14 protein-coding genes and 1 tRNA gene are annotated in these 14598 nt (G+C 66.3%); 3 read left to right on the top strand and 12 right to left on the bottom strand.

Annotated elements, in window-relative coordinates; translation table 11 throughout:
• Nucleotides 1-4 precede the first annotated feature (4 nt).
• Nucleotides 5-784 carry a hypothetical protein gene (locus ACTIF2_RS06725; protein WP_439496271.1) on the bottom strand — a complete coding sequence of 260 codons (780 nt, stop codon included), beginning with the start codon at nt 782-784 and terminating at the stop codon, nt 5-7.
• 34 nt (nt 785-818) lie between these two features.
• On the opposite strand from ACTIF2_RS06725, the gene ACTIF2_RS06720 reads away from it, so the two are divergent.
• A tRNA-Arg gene (locus ACTIF2_RS06720) sits at nt 819-895 on the top strand.
• Nucleotides 896-932: 37 nt separating this feature from the next.
• Here the strand turns inward: ACTIF2_RS06720 and ACTIF2_RS06715 are convergent.
• The 6 genes from ACTIF2_RS06715 to ACTIF2_RS06690 all read right to left on the bottom strand — a co-directional run bounded on the left by ACTIF2_RS06715 (nt 933) and on the right by ACTIF2_RS06690 (nt 7114).
• Nucleotides 933-2210 carry a TRAP transporter large permease gene (locus ACTIF2_RS06715; RefSeq protein ID WP_439496270.1) on the bottom strand — a complete coding sequence of 426 codons (1278 nt, stop codon included), beginning with the start codon at nt 2208-2210 and terminating at the stop codon, nt 933-935.
• Nucleotide 2211: 1 nt separating this feature from the next.
• On the bottom strand, nt 2212-2721 hold the full coding sequence (locus ACTIF2_RS06710) for a TRAP transporter small permease (protein ID WP_439496269.1): 510 nt from the start codon (nt 2719-2721) through the stop codon (nt 2212-2214).
• A gap of 102 nt (nt 2722-2823) precedes the next feature.
• Nucleotides 2824-3825, bottom strand: a complete 1002-nt coding sequence (locus tag ACTIF2_RS06705; protein ID WP_439496268.1) for a C4-dicarboxylate TRAP transporter substrate-binding protein — start codon at nt 3823-3825, stop codon at nt 2824-2826.
• Between the two features lie 123 nt (nt 3826-3948).
• Nucleotides 3949-5145 (bottom strand): ABC transporter substrate-binding protein, encoded by a 1197-nt coding sequence (locus ACTIF2_RS06700; RefSeq protein ID WP_439496267.1) that lies wholly within the window; start codon nt 5143-5145, stop codon nt 3949-3951.
• Nucleotides 5142-5894, bottom strand: a complete 753-nt coding sequence (locus ACTIF2_RS06695) for an enoyl-CoA hydratase/isomerase family protein (protein ID WP_439496266.1) — start codon at nt 5892-5894, stop codon at nt 5142-5144. Before ACTIF2_RS06695 ends, ACTIF2_RS06700 begins: the two co-directional genes overlap by 4 nt.
• Nucleotides 5891-7114, bottom strand: coding sequence for a CaiB/BaiF CoA transferase family protein (locus ACTIF2_RS06690; protein ID WP_439496265.1), 1224 nt, complete (start codon nt 7112-7114; stop codon nt 5891-5893). Before ACTIF2_RS06690 ends, ACTIF2_RS06695 begins: the two co-directional genes overlap by 4 nt.
• A 214-nt stretch (nt 7115-7328) precedes the next feature.
• On the opposite strand from ACTIF2_RS06690, the gene ACTIF2_RS06685 reads away from it, so the two are divergent.
• Both ACTIF2_RS06685 and maiA read left to right on the top strand, forming a co-directional pair.
• Nucleotides 7329-7985: a GntR family transcriptional regulator gene (locus ACTIF2_RS06685; RefSeq protein ID WP_439496264.1), complete on the top strand. Its 657-nt coding sequence runs from the start codon at nt 7329-7331 to the stop codon at nt 7983-7985.
• Between the two features lie 76 nt (nt 7986-8061).
• Nucleotides 8062-8694, top strand: a complete 633-nt coding sequence (maiA, locus tag ACTIF2_RS06680) for a maleylacetoacetate isomerase (protein WP_439496263.1) — start codon at nt 8062-8064, stop codon at nt 8692-8694.
• Nucleotides 8695-8710: 16 nt separating this feature from the next.
• Here the strand turns inward: maiA and ACTIF2_RS06675 are convergent, their stop codons facing one another.
• The 5 genes from ACTIF2_RS06675 to ACTIF2_RS06655 form a co-directional block, all read right to left on the bottom strand.
• Nucleotides 8711-9604 carry a carbohydrate ABC transporter permease gene (locus ACTIF2_RS06675; RefSeq protein ID WP_439496262.1) on the bottom strand — a complete coding sequence of 298 codons (894 nt, stop codon included), beginning with the start codon at nt 9602-9604 and terminating at the stop codon, nt 8711-8713.
• Between the two features lie 10 nt (nt 9605-9614).
• Nucleotides 9615-10505 carry a carbohydrate ABC transporter permease gene (locus tag ACTIF2_RS06670; protein WP_439496261.1) on the bottom strand — a complete coding sequence of 297 codons (891 nt, stop codon included), beginning with the start codon at nt 10503-10505 and terminating at the stop codon, nt 9615-9617.
• Nucleotides 10506-10595: 90 nt separating this feature from the next.
• Complete coding sequence (locus ACTIF2_RS06665) at nt 10596-11870, bottom strand: ABC transporter substrate-binding protein (protein WP_439496260.1); 1275 nt, start codon at nt 11868-11870, stop codon at nt 10596-10598.
• Nucleotides 11871-11959: 89 nt separating this feature from the next.
• On the bottom strand, nt 11960-13366 hold the full coding sequence (locus ACTIF2_RS06660) for a class II fructose-bisphosphate aldolase (protein ID WP_439496259.1): 1407 nt from the start codon (nt 13364-13366) through the stop codon (nt 11960-11962).
• A 254-nt stretch (nt 13367-13620) separates the two neighbouring features.
• A complete protein-coding gene (locus ACTIF2_RS06655; protein ID WP_439496258.1) occupies nt 13621-14544 on the bottom strand; it encodes a PfkB family carbohydrate kinase in 924 nt (307 codons plus the stop codon).
• Nucleotides 14545-14598 lie beyond the last annotated feature (54 nt).

The following is a 14598-nucleotide window of genomic DNA, read 5'->3' as shown; positions in this document are numbered from 1 at the left end:
GGTTCTAATCGATCAGCTCCATGGCTGCGCGCGCTGTCAACTCGAGCGCAAGCCCGTCCTGTCCCCCCAGCACGCCTCGCACACGTACGCGTTTACCCGTCAACGCCTTGGCGGTCCAGCCAGCTTCCTGCATCTCCCGCCAGAGCCTCCGCGACACGACGATCGACGCTCCGGCTCCGCGCCGGCGCGAGAAATTGAGATAGGAACGCTGTGGCCGCTCGCCAACCGATGCGACGCGCCCTTCCAGCACGACGATCCGGCCCGCCTGCGCCTTCAACGCGGCGACATCGTGGCCATCGACGGCGCCGGCCTGCGGCGCCGTTCCACCTGTCCGCGCGGAGGCGGCGATGGCGGCCTCCGTCGTGCGCAAGGCCATGTCGCAGACGTTGCTGGCAGGATCGGGCAAATGCCAGGCGGCGCCGGCGCGCACCAGCGCGATGGCGAGATCGAGCGGCTGCGCATCCGGCGTGTCGGGCGCGACCACGAGCCGTGCTGGCAGGCGGCCCCAGCGATCGGGTTCGCCGAGGAGGACGAGCCGCAGATCATGATCGCGCCAGAGCGCAAGGGCTGTGGCGAAGCGCGCCGCCTCCGCCGCACCCTGCCGCGGGGCGAGCCCGACGAGGCGGAGGCGGCGGCCATCGGCGAGGAGCGGGTCGCCATGGGCGTCGACGCCCGCGAGCGTGACCGCCGGCGTCTCGGTCGAAATATCCGCGCAGTAATCATCCGCCCGCGCGCCGCCGGCGAGGGCGACGAGGCCCGCCAGCGCGACGAGAAGAGGCTTCACCCGCATGCGCTTTATGCTACACGGTTTCGCGTGCGTCCCGGTAGCTCAGCAGGATAGAGCAACGGTTTCCTAAACCGTAGGTCAGGGGTTCGAATCCCTTCCGGGACGCCATTTCCCCACTTCGACGATGCACGATGCGAACCCGGCCTCAGCCATAGATCAGGTTCGGCAGGAAGAGACTGATCGCCGGGACATAGGTGATCAGCAGCAGCGCCAGCAGCAGCACGCCGAAGATCGTCCAGAAATACTTCATGAACTCGGAGGATGTGCAGCCGACGACCGTGCTCGCCACGAAGATCAGCGTCGCGACGGGTGGCGTCAGCGCGCCGAGCGTCAGGTTGAAGACCAGGATGACGCCGAAATGCACGAGGTCGACACCGAGGCTGTTCATCAGCGGAACCAGGATCGGCGTCAGGATGATCAGCAGCGGCGGCCCCTCGAGCGCCAGGCCGAGGACCAGCAGCAGGACGTTGATGATCATCAGGATGACGAACTTGTTGTCGCTCGCCGTCAGGAACCAGGAGGCGATCGTCTGCGGCAGCCGCTCCCAGGCGATCGCGTAGTTGAGCCCGGTGCTGGTCGCCAGGATGAACAGGATGATCGCGGTGAGCAGCGCCGATTCCTGGAAGATACCGGGCAGGTCGGCGAGCTTCAGCTCCTTGTAGACGAAGACGCTGATGACGAGGCAGTAGAGCGCGACGAAAGCGCCGAGCTCGGTCGGCGTGAACAGCCCGCCGCGCAGGCCGATCCAGACGAAAACCGGGAACATCAGGGCCCAGAAGCCGCGCCGCACGGCGGTCCAGAGGTCGCCGGCCGTCGCCTTGGGCTTCAGCGGGATTTCGATGGCGTGCTGCCTGATCACGATCAGGTTGGCGATCATCAGTGCGATCGCGATGACGATGCCGGGCAGGACGCCAGCCATGAACAGGCGGCCGATCGAGACCTCGGCCATCAGGCCGTAGAGGATCATCATGATGCTCGGCGGGATCATCGGCCCGAGCACGCCGGCGACCGCGGCGACCGAGGCGGCGAAGCCGCGCGGATAGCCTTCCTTGACCATCTCGCGCGAGACGGTCTTGGCGAGGATGACGGTGTCGGCCGTGGCCGAGCCGGAAATCGCGCTGATCAGGGCGCCGCCGAGGACGCCGACCTGGGCCAGGCCGCCGCGCATATGCCCGACCGAGACCCTGGCGACATCGATCAGCCGGCGGGCGATGCCGCCGCGCTGCATGATCTCGCCGGCAAGGACGAAGAACGGGATCGCGAGCAGCGGGAAGGAGGCGGTGCCGGCCGCGATGCGCTGCGCGAACAGGGCGTCCGGCAGGCCGGACGCGATGAAGTAGAGCGCGCAGGGGATGAGGACGGCAAAGGCGATCGGCATGCCGAAGCCGATCAGGACCATGATTCCGCAAAGCAGGGGCGTCACGTCAGACCTCCGCGTCGGTGCGGGTCTTGATCCGCACGCATTCGGCTTCGCTCCAGTTCCTCAGGATGTCGACGACCTGGACGAGCGAATGAACCGCGATCAGGGCGAAGCTGACCGGGATGACGATATAGACGTAGAAATACGGGACCCCGACCATGTCGATCTCCCGCTCCCACGAGGCCATGCTGAGGTCGTAGCTGATCCGGGCCATGTGGACCGAGACCACCAGGATCGAGCCCGACACCGCGAGCTGGAGCCAGGGCTGGGCCGATTTGGGAATGAAGGCGGTGATGCCCTCGATGCCGATATGCTGGAACTTGCGGACCGCGCCGGCGCTGCCGAGAAAGACGAGCCAGACGAACAGGGCGGTCGCGACCTCGGCTGCTCCGGCGAAGGTCATGTTCAGGACATAGCGCCCGAGAACGTCGACGATCACCAGCAGGGTCATCAGCGCGAGCAGGAGACCGGGAAGATGGGTCTCGAGCCAGTGTACCAGGCGCATGATCGGCATGAAGATACCCGCTGCATCGAAAGAGGAGGCGCCGATCCGCGACGGGGATCGGCGCCGGGCGTGGTTTCGCGAGGAGGGACGTGGCCGGTAAGGCCGCGCGCCTCACATCTGGGCGCCGATGATCTTGAGCACCTTCTCGATCATGCCGGCGCTCCCGGCCTTGTAGCTGCCATAGAGCGGCGTCACCGCCGCCTTGTAGCCTTCGAGATCGGCTTCGACGAACTTGACGCCGGCCTTCTCCATCTGCGCGCGCAGCTCGGCCTGCCGCTCAGTGCCCTGCTTGCTGTAGCGCTCGCCGCCCGCCTGCATCTCCTCGACGAGGATGGCGCGCGTCTGCGCCGGCAGGGCGTCGAAAACGCTCTTGTGCATCATCACGCCGAGCACTTGCTTGATATGGCCGGTCAGGGTCACGAAGGGCGTCGGCTCATAGAGCTTGGAGCTGTAGATCGAGCCCAACGGCCCTTCCGCCGCGTCGACGACGCCCTGCTGGAGCGCGCTGTAGACCTCGGCGAAATCGAGCGTCACCGGCGCCACGCCGAGCGCCTTGAAGGAATCGATATAGATCGGGATCGGGGCGAGCCTGAACTTCACATGCGCCAGGTCGGCGACCTTCGGATAGGGCTTGCGGCCGACGATATGGCGCTCGCCGAAATACCAGTTGAAGGCGAGCATCTTGATGTTGTTCTTCTCGGCCTGGGCGAGCCAGCCCTTGGCGAGATCGGAACTCAAGAGCTTGGTGACCTCGCCATAGTCCTTGAAGACGAAGGGCGCGGAGAGCAGGCCGACATCCTTGCTGGTGTAATTGGCGAAATAGCCTGAATCGACGATGGTCAGAATGGGCGCGCCCATCTTGACCTGCTCGTGGACGTCGCGCTCGCTGCCGAGCTGGCCGCCCGGAAAGAGCTGCAGCACGAGCTTGCCGCCGGTGCGTTCCTTCACCCGGTCCGCGACCTGCTGCAGGATGACGTTCTGGAGCTCGGCTGCGGCCTGGCCGGTGCCGATGCGCAGGACGGTTTGCGCCTGGCTCGGCGCGGCCAGGCAAAAGGCCGCGACGGCGAGGCAGATCTGGGCCAGGCAGGTTCTGGCGGGACGAGATAGTTTCATGTGTTCCTCCCCGGGAAATGTGCTGGTTGCCGGACTCTTTGAACCGGTCTCGTTGGTCTTGGGAGGCGGCTGCCTCCATTCGTGTCTGCTACGGTTTTTGGCTCGGCGACAGGCCTCCGCCGCTCAAGCCGAAACGAGCCGCTCGGCGCCGGTCTCTTCGACCAGCCGGGCGAGCGCCTCGAGCGTCGGGGTCATGCCCGCCTCCTTGCGCAGGAAGGCGGCGACATGGGCGCCGGCGCGTTTCTCGAACAGGCCGTAACCCTTGAAGCGGGGCCGGATCGCGGCTCGCGCCAATGTCTCTCCGACGGCGGAGAAATAGCCGTTGAATGCCTTGTCGATGACGGGGTCGGTCCAGGAAGAGGCCGTGGCGGGCTGGCCGTGATGGCGCGCGAAGATGCCGCGCTGGACCTCCGGGTCGAGCAGGAAGGCGGCATAAGCCTTGGCTGCCTCGACATCGGCGCAATGGGCCGTGATGCCGACGGCGGCGCCACCGACCAGCGTTCCGGCGCAATGGGGTGCCTTGAGCCCTGGCGCTGCGGCGAAGGCGAGGCGGCGTCGGCCGAAATCGGCCTCGCCATAGGTCGCGTAGCCATAGGTCAGCGGGCAATAGGCAAGGTCGTCGCGCGACGACATGGCGTCATGCAGCGCGATCGAGTTGAAATGCCCGCAATCAGGATGCGCATAGGCATTCACTTCCTCGAGCGCCTCGAGCGCCTCGCGGAAGCGGGCGAGGTCGAAGCGCAGGCCGCCTTCGGGTGTGGTCGTCCAGCCGGCGCCGAGATTGTGCATCAGCGTGCCGGCGGCGAGAAAGCCGTGATGGTCGCCATTGGCGAGGCCGAGCCAGAGGCCGCGCCGCCGGGCCGCGCGGCCGAGCGCGACGACATCCTCCCAGGTCACGGGAAGCGGGCAATCGAGCTGCTGGACGAGGTCCGCGCGCAGCACGGCGTTCATCGTGGCGGCGTCGACGGGCGCGCCCCAGACCTGACCGCGCCAGCGGTAGCTCCTGAGCGACGGCCCGGCATAGCTCGCCTCGCTGGCGCCGCCTTCGACCCGTGCGAGCACGTCGTCGAGCGGCAGGAACAGGCCCGATTCGGCGATCTCGCCAATGAATGGGTGGTCGAAGACCAGCAGGTCGCATTCGCGGATCGCCTCGGCCAGTGGCTGATGCTCGAAGGCCCGCAGGTCGCGGACGGACCAATCGGCACCGCCACCGCCATGCCTGGCGGCAAAGGCGCGGCTCGCCTCGACGAGCGGGTCGATGGCGCGGCGATGGCCCCAGGTGATGCCGCGCAGCCGCACGGGGTTTCTTGTCTCCGTCATGACGATTTCCGCCCGCGGAAGAGCTCCGCGCCGGCCTTATCGTTTCCGGCGGCGAAACAGAGCGCCATCAGCTCGTTCTCGATCTGGAGGCCATGGTCGAGATTGCCCATGCCGGCCCGGACCGCGGCCTTTGTCGCCTGCGTCGCGACGGGAGAATAGCTCGCGATCTGCCGCGCCAGCTCCCGCGCTCGGACCAGTTCCTGCCCGTCATCGACGACCTCCTCGACCAGGCCGATGCGCAAGGCCTCCTCGGCCGGAACGCGCTGCCCGCTCAGGAGCAGCCGCATGGTCTGGCCATAGCCGATCAGCCGGGGAAGGAATTGCGAGGTGCCGCCGGCGCCGACCCAGCCGAGCGCCACCTCGGGCGAACCGAGCACGGTGCTGCGGGCGGCGATGCGGATATCGGCGGCGACGGCGAGCTCATGCCCGCCGCCCAGTGCCCAGCCACGCAGGGCCGCGATGACCGGCTGGCGAATGGTGCGGATCTGGGTCACATAGTCGATCCGGTTCCGCCAGGCCCAGAAATCCTCGTATTCCTTCAAGGTGTTGACGTCGGTGCCGGCGCAGAAGGCGCGCTCGCCCTCGCCACGCAGGATGACGGCATGGATGGACGGCGTCTGGGCGATCTGCTGGCTCAGCTCGCGCAGCAGCGCGAACATGTCCGGCGTCATGGTGTTCAGCTTGGCCGGCCGGTTGAGCACGAGTTCGGCGACGTTGCCGTCCTGCTCCAGATAGATTTCCGGCTTCATCGTGCCGCTCCCGTCATATGCAATGCCTGCCGCTCGTCGCTGCCGAAGCCGAGATCCGCGAGCACCTCGTCGGTATGCTCGCCCAGCCGTGGAGCTGTCCTGAGCTTGCGCCTCTCGCCGGTGTCGATCGCCGGTGCGAGCGTGCGATAGGGCCCGCCGGCATGCTCGATCTCGGTCAGGAAGGGCGCGAATTGCGGATGTCCGGCGAGGTCCGCATAGCTGTGGACCGGGTTGACCCAGATATCGAGCGGGGTCAGGCGGTCGATCAGCTCTTCGGTTCGGTGGGCGCTGATATGGGCTGCGATCTGGCTCGCGACCTTGTCGCGCCAGACGCGCCGAGCAGCGGTCTCGGCATGCGGCGGCGCGATCTCGCCCAGATTGGCGAGGGAGGGGTCGCCAAAGGCCTCGGCGAGGGCGGGAAAGCGCGCCTGCGCGATCGCGAGGAAGCCGTCGGCCGTGCGGTAGATGCCGTAGGGCGGCTCCATATAGACGCTGGCGAAGGGCCGCTGCGAGCGTGGCGCGAGCCGGCCCGTATTGAGATAGGTCGAGATCTCCTGGATCTGGATCTCCAGTGCGGCGGCCAGAAGCGAGACCTTGAACTGCCTGCCGCGGCCGGTGCGCAGCGCCTCGATATAGCCCGCGAGCGCGGCCTCCGTCGCCAGATGGGAGGCGCAGGTATCGACCATGTAGACCGGCGAAGGATGGGGAAGGCCGTCATCGGTGCCGGCATTGAAAGCGAGGCCCGAGAAGGACTGGACGAGCAGGTCCTGCCCGGGACGGTCGACCATCGGCCCTTCGTCGCCATAGCCGCTGATCGAGACATAGACGAGCTTCGGATTGATGCGGTGGAGCGTCTCGAAGTCGATGCCGAGCTTGGCGGCGACGCGCGGGCGGAAATTCTGCACCAGGATGTCGGAGCGCTCGACCAGCCGTTGCAGCACGGCTTTCGAGGCGTCCTGCTTGAGGTCCAGGCAGATGCCGCGCTTGCCCCGGTTCAGCATCAGGAAGGCGCTGGATTCCTGGCCGTGCCGGTAGCCGTCGATCGGCCATTGCCGGGAGAAATCGCCCGTCGGCGATTCGACCTTGATGACCTCTGCGCCGAGATCGCTCATCCGCGACGTGGCCAGTGGCCCCGCCATGGCGATGGTGAGGTCAAGCACCCTGACTCCGCTCAATACGGAACTGCTCGTTTCTGTGGCCGGCACGGTCGCTTCATCCATTGCTGTTCATTTCATAGATCATAAATCATATATGATTTATGATGGCAAGCGGCGTGGCGACAAATGGTTTGCTACCTAGCCGAGGTGACGACCTGTTTCGGCTGCGGGGAGCAGGTTTCCACTTGTCGGCAACCTGCTCTAAAGGCGATGAAGAACATTCATGGTCGAGATGATGCGCGAGCCAGTTCCCTCTTCCTCCGACGGAGGCGCCCGCATGCCGGGCGACCCCTTGCGGCGGTCGAACCTGGTCGACCAGATCCATGACGAGCTGCATCGGCGGATCACGGACCGCCTGATGCCGGCCGGCGAGCGCGTGGTGATCGACAAGCTGGCGGCGGAATTCGGCGTCAGCCTGATTCCCGTGCGCGAGGCGCTCGCGCGGCTCAAGGTCGAGCGCCTCGTGACCCATGAATCGAACAAGGGTTACCGGATCGCGCCGGCGCCGGAACCGCTGGAGATGAAGAAGCTCTTCGAGGCGCGGCTGATCGTCGAGCTCGGCGCTCTCCAGGAAGGGTTCTCGAATCTGACCGACGGCATCATCGCGCAAATGGGCGCGATCAACGACCGCATCCGGGCGGGCCAGTATGGCCCCGAATTCGCGAGCTTCAGGGACTTCATCGACCTGAACGCGCATTTCCACGGCATCATCGTCGGGCTCGCCGAGAACCCTTTCATCGACGACGCCTATCGCACGCTCGGCTACCATCAACGCGTGGCGCAGACGCTCTACGGCAAGGGGCCCGACAATCTGGAGATGATCGTCCGTGAGCACGACTCGATCATCGCTGCGCTGCGCGCCGGCGAGTTGGACGGCGCGAAGGCCGCGCTGCGCGAGCACATCCAGCACGGGATGGAGCCTTATCTGCCCTAGGCGAATATCAATGCGCCTGCGGTTCGTTGCTTGAGGCGGCCTGGCCGCGGGCGCGCCGACGGGAGGAGACGCAACCATGCTGCTTCACGGCTATTTCCGCTCCTCGGCCGCCTGGCGCGTGCGCATCGCGCTGGCGCTCAAATCCGTCCGGCCCGAGACGCGCATCCACAATCTGCGCACGGGCGAGCATCTCGACGAGGCCTATCGCGCCGTCAATCCGCAGGCGCTCGTGCCCGCATTGGAGCTCGACGACGGCACGGTCCTGACCCAGTCGCTCGCCATCATCGGCTGGCTCGACCGGAGCTATCCCGAGCCGCCGCTCCTGCCGGAGAATACCGTGCTGCGGGCGCAGGTGGAGGCTTTCGCGCTGGCGATCGCCTGTGACATCCATCCGCTGCAGAACTTGAAGGTCCTCAAGCGCCTGCGGGCAGCCGGCTGGTCCGAAGACGAGGTGGCCGGATGGATTCGCACGGCGATCGCGGACGGGTTCGCCGCCTGCGAGGCGCTGCTGCCGGATAGTGCTGCGCCATTCTGCTTCGGCGCGGCTCCCGGCCTCGCCGATCTCTGCCTGGTGCCGCAGATCGGCAGCGCCCGCCGTTTCGGGCTCGACCTGACGCCGTTCCCGCGGCTCGTCGCGATCGACGCGGCCTGCGCCGGCTTGCCGGCCTTCATCTCGGCGCGGCCGGACCGGCAGCCGGACGCGATCTGATCTTCAGGCAGGCCAGTCAGGAGGTCAGGGCGCCGGCGGTCATGCCCTGCACCATGAATTTCTGCAGGAAGATGAAGGCCATCACCAGCGGCAGGCTCGCCAGCACGGAGAAGGCCATCATCGTGTTCCAGTCGGTGACGAACTCGGCCATCAGGCTGTAGATCGCCATGGTCAGCACGCGGTTCTCCCAGGATTCGATCAGCACCACCGCGAACAGGAACTCGTTCCAGGCGAGCAGGAAGGTGTAGAGGCCGGCGCCGATGAAGGCCGGATAGGACATCGGGATCAGGGTGCGGAAGATCGCGCCCAGGCGCGAGCAGCCGTCGACCATCGCCGCCTCCTCGATGTCGCGCGGGATATTGATGAAATAGCTGCGCAGCATGAGGATGCAGAAGGGCAGGGTGAAGGTCAGATAGACGACGACCAGCGAGGTGCGCGTGTCATACAGCCCCAGCGTGATGAAGATCCGGAAATAGGGGATGCAGAGCAGCACCAGCGGGAACATCTGGGTGGTGATCAGGAACATCAGCACCGTGCGCTGCCCGGCGAACTTGAAGCGCGCCAGCGCATAGGCGGCCATCGCCCCCAGAACCAGCGACAGCGCCGTCACCAGCAGCGAGACCGCCATCGTGTTGAGGAAGACGAGCAAGTAGCGCGGCGTGGTGAAGATCTTCACATAGCCCTCGAGCGTGAAGACCTGCGGCAGCCAGTCCGGTGGCATCCGCATGACCTCGAGATTCGGCCGAAGCGAGACGCTCAGCATCCAGAGCAGCGGAATGAAGACGATGCCGATCGCCACGATCAGCAGAGAATAGGCCAGGGCGTTGAGCAGGCGTTCGCGCCCGCGCGTGCCGATCTTGCCCAGATAGGGGCGCGGATGCGCCGCGGTATTCTGAAGGGCAACTGTCATTGTGCGTTGCTCATTGTGCGTTGCTCATGGCTCGGCGCACGTAGAAGGCGCTCGCGATGAAGAGGACGATGAACATGACGACGGCCTCGGCCGAGGCGTAGCCGAATTTCAGCTTCTGGAACCCGTCGAAATAGATCGCCGTCGCCAGCACTTCGGAGGAATGGGCCGGCCCGCCGCCGGTCATGACATAGACCGGGTCGAAGGCGCGGAAGGTCCAGATCGAATCGAGCAGGATGATCGTCGCGATGACCCCGCGCAGTTGCGGAATGGTGATGTGCCAGAACTGGCGGAACAGCGTGGCGCCGTCGATCTCCGCCGCCTCGTAGAGCTGCTTCGGGATGGCCTGGAGCCCCGCCAGCAGCATCACCATGAAGAAGGGAAAGGCGCGCCAGACATTCATGGCCGTGACCGAACCGAGCGCGGTCGCGGGATCGCCGAGCCATGAGATCGCGAAGTTCGGGTCGATCAGCCCGAGCGAGGCGAGGAGGCCGTTGACGATGCCCAATGGCTGCAGCATCAGCACCCAGATCATGCCGGCGACCGTCGGCGCGAGCAGCCAGGGCACGATGAGCAGGCCGCGCGCGACGCTGCGGAATGTCGGGTCGAGATGCATGTTCAGCAGGATCGCGAGCCCGAGGCCGATGACGAGATGCAGAACCACGCTGAACGCGGTGAACACCACCGTGTTCAGGAAGGCGCGCCAGAACAGCGGGTCGCTCGCCAGCGCGACGTAGTTGCCGAGGCCGACCCAGGTCTCGCGCTGGAGGTTGCTGTCATAGAAGCTGAGCCGAACCACGTCGAAGAGCGGGTAGATCAGCAGTGCGACCAGGATCAGCAGCGACGGCCACAGGAACGAATAGGCCAGGGCCTCCTCGCGGTATTTCTGTCTGAGTGAAAGCATGACTCGCCGATCGATGCGGGGCGGGCCGCGCATGCGCGACCGCGCCCCCTGAGCGATGACGGAGGGGCGGCGCCCCTCCGGGCGGAGACGCTACTTCGCCGAGGCGAGGACCTTGTTCCACTGCTCCGCGGCGTCATCCAAAGCCTGCTTCGCCGATTTCTTGCCCTGCACGACGTTCTGGATCTCGGTCGTCATGACCTTGTTCATCTGCACGGCGTTCGGCATGACCAGGAAGGGCGAGTTGGCGTTGTCGGCCGCCATCTGCGTGACGAAGGCCTGGAACAGCTTCAGCTCCTTGAACCAGCCCTGGTTGGCGACATCGGTGCGTGCCGGGAAGCCGCCTGTGCCCTTCGCCCACATCTCGATGCCCTTCGGCCCCGAGAGCCAGCGCATGAAGGTCCAGGCCGCGTCCTTGTCCTGCGCCTGCGTCGTGATCGTGTTCAGCGAGCCCCGCACCATGGTGCCGCTGGTCTTGCCTTTGGGCAGCGGCGCGATGTCGTAGTTGAGCTTCGGGTTGAGCTGCTTCTGGATGGCGACGCCCCACGGCCCCTCGAACATCATCGCGACGCTGCCGGAGGCGAAATTGGCGCGCTTCTCCTTCTCGCCATTGCTGAGCACGCCGGGAACCGAGACCTTGTCCTTGTTGATGCGCTCGACATACCACTCGATGGCGGCGACGCCCTCGGGACTGTTGAACACGGCCTTGTTGGTGCTCGCGTCGATGATCTTCGCGCCGGCCTGCAGCAGCAGCGGGTAGATGTCATAGGTCATGTTGGTCGGCGGCTCGCCCTGCAGCGTGCCGGTGACCGCGAATTGCCGCTTCTCGGGACTGGTGAGCTTGCGGGCATAGTCCGCGAACTCGTCCCAGGTCTTGGGCGGGCCCGACAGGCCGGCGGCCTTGAACAGGTCGGTATTGTAGAACAGCGCGACCGCGCCGCTCTCGATCGGAAGGTAGTACTGCTTGCCCTTCCATTGCTGGTGGAAGGTCACCGGGATATTGGCGAAGAACTCCTTCGGCTCCTTGGCGATGCGCTCGTCGAGCGGCTCGATCATGCCGAGATCGGCGAATTCCGCCACCCAGTCGACCTGCACCAGGAGGACGTCGGGCAGCTTCTTGGCCTGATGCAGGACGACGGCGCGGTCGTGGAAGCCGGTGAAGGGTGAATCGACCGTCACGAGCTTGATGTCGGGATGGTCCTTCTCGAAGGCGGCCTTCAGCTCGGCCATGAACTTCTCGCCGACCTCGGTGCCTTTCCACTGGCCCCAGCGCACCTCCTTCTGCTGGGCGAGCGCGAGCGTCGGCAGGCTGAGCGTAGCGGCGAGCGTCATCGCCGCGAGCGTCAGGGACCTTGATTGCAGATGCATGAGCGTATCCTCCCTGGTTGATTGTTTGTTCTTGGCAGCCTTCTTGTTTGCCGCGGCCGTCTCCACCGGCGCGCTTGGGCAGAGCGGGTTCAGGCAGCGCGGGGCTTGCGGAGCGCCTCGGGCAGTGGCGGCGCGACCTTGACCGCGGTGGTGTTGTCGAGCACCAGCCTGCTGGTATTGCCGACATTCATCCAGGTGAACATGTTGCGGAACATCGTCTGCAACGAGGCCATGATCTCGGCCTGGGTCTGGGCCGGCATCTCCCAGAATGGCTGCTTCATCACCTTCCACGACTTCTTGCGCGTATTGTAGAAGAACTGCGCATCGGTCTCGCCGGGCGCACGCTCGGCCGCGTGATGGGCGAAGGTGTAGTCGCGGATCTGATCCTTCAGCGCCTGCGGCAGGCTCGGATGGTCGAAGATCAGGTTGTTGAAGCCGAGCGCCAGGTGGATCTCGACGGCCTCGGCCGCCGGAAACCTGGCCAGCTGCTCGCCCGGCAGCGTCGAGGCGCCGTGCTGCACCGCGCCCGCCATGTCGAACTCCGTGCGGCAGATCGTGGAGATCGTCCTGAGCAGTTCGTAATCGACATTGACCGGCGCGAGCGTTCCGTCGGGCAGCACCTTGCCGCCGTGATAGGTGCCGGAATTGATGCTGATCTTGCTGACGATCGGGAGGTTGCGGCCGCGCCTGGCCATCTCCTCGAGATAGACCTTCATGAAGGCGCGCAGTTCCTCCGGCGTGGTGTTCTCGTGGCCGACCTCGCCGATCTCCGCGCCGAGCGAGATGGTGACGCCCTCGGGTTCGATGCCGCGCACGAACTCGGTGAAATGCGCGGTCAGCTCGGCATTGACGCGTTGCTGGTCCTCGACGGTCGGCAGCGCCAGGTCGACCACGGTCGAGGCGTCGATGTCGATGCTGTAGAGCCCGGCCGCGACCTGCTCGCGCATGATCGCCTCGAGCTTGCGGATCTCCGCCTTCGGGTCGGCCAGATAGGCTTTCGCATTGATCTGGTCGTGGTCGGCCTGCAGGAAGACCGGACCTTCATGTCCCTCGCGCAGCGCCGCGGCGAGGACGCCGGCCGCGTATTCCAGGGGCGGCTGCTGGGCATAGAGCGCCTCGCCGACGGCCTGCTCGAAGATGAAGAGCTTGGAATCGAGCTCGCTTGCGGCACGGAAGACGGCGCGGCAGGTCTGATAGGTCCAGCCGCGCAGGTTCATCGCCGGCACCGTCTTGCCGGACCATGTCCCGGCGGCGCAAGCGAGGTAGAGCTCCTGCACCGAGGCCGGCACGATGCCGGCGGCAAGGGCGGCCTCCCGGATCGCCCAGATCGCGACGGAGCGGGCCTCGGGCTCCGCCAGGGCGGCCGTCTCGGCCCAGCGATCGACCATCTCGCCCGGCGGGCGCGTGCTCCGGGAGAAGTCGGGCGAGGGGCCCGACAGGTCGACATCGAGGGTCTTCAGATCTTCGAGCAGCTCGGCGAGGGAGGAGCAAGCCATCAATCACACCTTACGATCGGGCCGGCACGGCGGACGTCGCCGGCGATGAGAGCTGAAACGATGCGACCAGCTCGAGCGGTATCGGCACCGCCGGAGCGCGAGGGATGAACCTCCGGAGCATCGTTTTCATTATCGCTCTCGATGATGCATGATCCTTTCGCTATCGCAAGTTTGATTTTCGTTTTCGGTGCATCGCAGCATGACGGCGATGTGAGTTCGCTCATGCAGCACGGCTCGGAGCGGGATGACGGGCGCTAATGCGTCTCGCCATTGGCGAGCAGCGCTTCGACGGCGGGGCGATCGGCCATGCCGTCCCAGCCGCGGGCGCGTTCCGCTTTCAGGGCGGCGACCGCTGTGGCGAAACGGGCCGCTTCGATCGGCGCCCGGCCTTCGCAGAGGCCGAGCGCATAGGCGCCGTGAAAGACATCGCCGCAACCGGTCGTGTCGGTGACCGGAACGCGGAAGGCGGGGACCGAGACGATCTCGCCATCGATCAGCCAGAGGCTGCCGGCCGCGCCGCGCGTGACGGCGAAGACCTTTCGCGAGTTCGCGGCGCAGCGCCGCAACAGATCCTCCGGCTGGCCCTCGCCGGCGAAATCCCGCAGGCCCTCGCTCGAGAACACGACATGGTCGGCCTTGCCGATCAGGCGCTCATTGTCCCCGGGCGTGCCGCCATCGGCATCGAGGACGGTGACGATGCCGGCGGCGCGGGCCCGATCCAGCACGACATCGGCGCCCGCCGGCCAGCGCGTATCGACAAGGACGGCGCCGACATTGTCGAGCGGGTCGTCCGGAAGCGCGCTCGGATCGGTCGGCAGGCTCCTGCGGTCGGAGACGATGCTGCGCTCGCCGCGGCTGTCGACCAGCACGATGGCGCGCAAGGTGCGTCCCGGAAGCCGCGCGACGCCGCTGCAATCGACGCCGTGGCTTTGCATGATGCGGATCGCCGCATCACCGGCCGGATCGGCGCCGACGCGGCCCCAATAGGACGCGGTGCCGCCCAGACGGCAAATCGCGACGGCAGCGGTCGCGGCCGGGCCGCCATAGCGCTGGTCATAATGCAGCACGCCGGTCTTGATGCCGGCGGTCGGCAGGGCGTCGATATGAAAAACCTCGTCATGGACGAGATTGCCGGCGCAGATGATCCTGCGGGTCATGATCTGGCCGTCACCGCTCATGCTGCCTCACTGCGCCGCGCCGGCGCGCATGATGCATTATGCGTTCCTTTCCGC

The organism is Allobosea sp. (assembly GCF_051860145.1).
Classification (GTDB): domain Bacteria; phylum Pseudomonadota; class Alphaproteobacteria; order Rhizobiales; family Beijerinckiaceae; genus Allobosea.
This window is presented reverse-complemented; position numbering and strand designations above follow the sequence as displayed.

What these genes read in the sequence shown, in the direction of transcription:
- ACTIF2_RS06710 (WP_439496269.1), bottom strand. Translation starts at nt 2,721, where the DNA reads ATGCCGATCATGCGCCTGGTACACTGGCTCGAGACCCATCTTCCCGGT.
- ACTIF2_RS06705 (WP_439496268.1), bottom strand. Translation starts at nt 3,825, where the DNA reads ATGAAACTATCTCGTCCCGCCAGAACCTGCCTGGCCCAGATCTGCCTC.
- ACTIF2_RS06700 (WP_439496267.1), bottom strand. Translation starts at nt 5,145, where the DNA reads ATGACGGAGACAAGAAACCCCGTGCGGCTGCGCGGCATCACCTGGGGC.
- ACTIF2_RS06695 (WP_439496266.1), bottom strand. Translation starts at nt 5,894, where the DNA reads ATGAAGCCGGAAATCTATCTGGAGCAGGACGGCAACGTCGCCGAACTC.
- ACTIF2_RS06690 (WP_439496265.1), bottom strand. Translation starts at nt 7,114, where the DNA reads ATGGATGAAGCGACCGTGCCGGCCACAGAAACGAGCAGTTCCGTATTG.
- ACTIF2_RS06685 (WP_439496264.1), top strand. Translation starts at nt 7,329, where the DNA reads ATGCCGGGCGACCCCTTGCGGCGGTCGAACCTGGTCGACCAGATCCAT.
- maiA (WP_439496263.1), top strand. Translation starts at nt 8,062, where the DNA reads ATGCTGCTTCACGGCTATTTCCGCTCCTCGGCCGCCTGGCGCGTGCGC.
- ACTIF2_RS06675 (WP_439496262.1), bottom strand. Translation starts at nt 9,604, where the DNA reads ATGACAGTTGCCCTTCAGAATACCGCGGCGCATCCGCGCCCCTATCTG.
- ACTIF2_RS06670 (WP_439496261.1), bottom strand. Translation starts at nt 10,505, where the DNA reads ATGCTTTCACTCAGACAGAAATACCGCGAGGAGGCCCTGGCCTATTCG.
- ACTIF2_RS06665 (WP_439496260.1), bottom strand. Translation starts at nt 11,870, where the DNA reads ATGCATCTGCAATCAAGGTCCCTGACGCTCGCGGCGATGACGCTCGCC.
- ACTIF2_RS06660 (WP_439496259.1), bottom strand. Translation starts at nt 13,366, where the DNA reads ATGGCTTGCTCCTCCCTCGCCGAGCTGCTCGAAGATCTGAAGACCCTC.
- ACTIF2_RS06655 (WP_439496258.1), bottom strand. Translation starts at nt 14,544, where the DNA reads ATGAGCGGTGACGGCCAGATCATGACCCGCAGGATCATCTGCGCCGGC.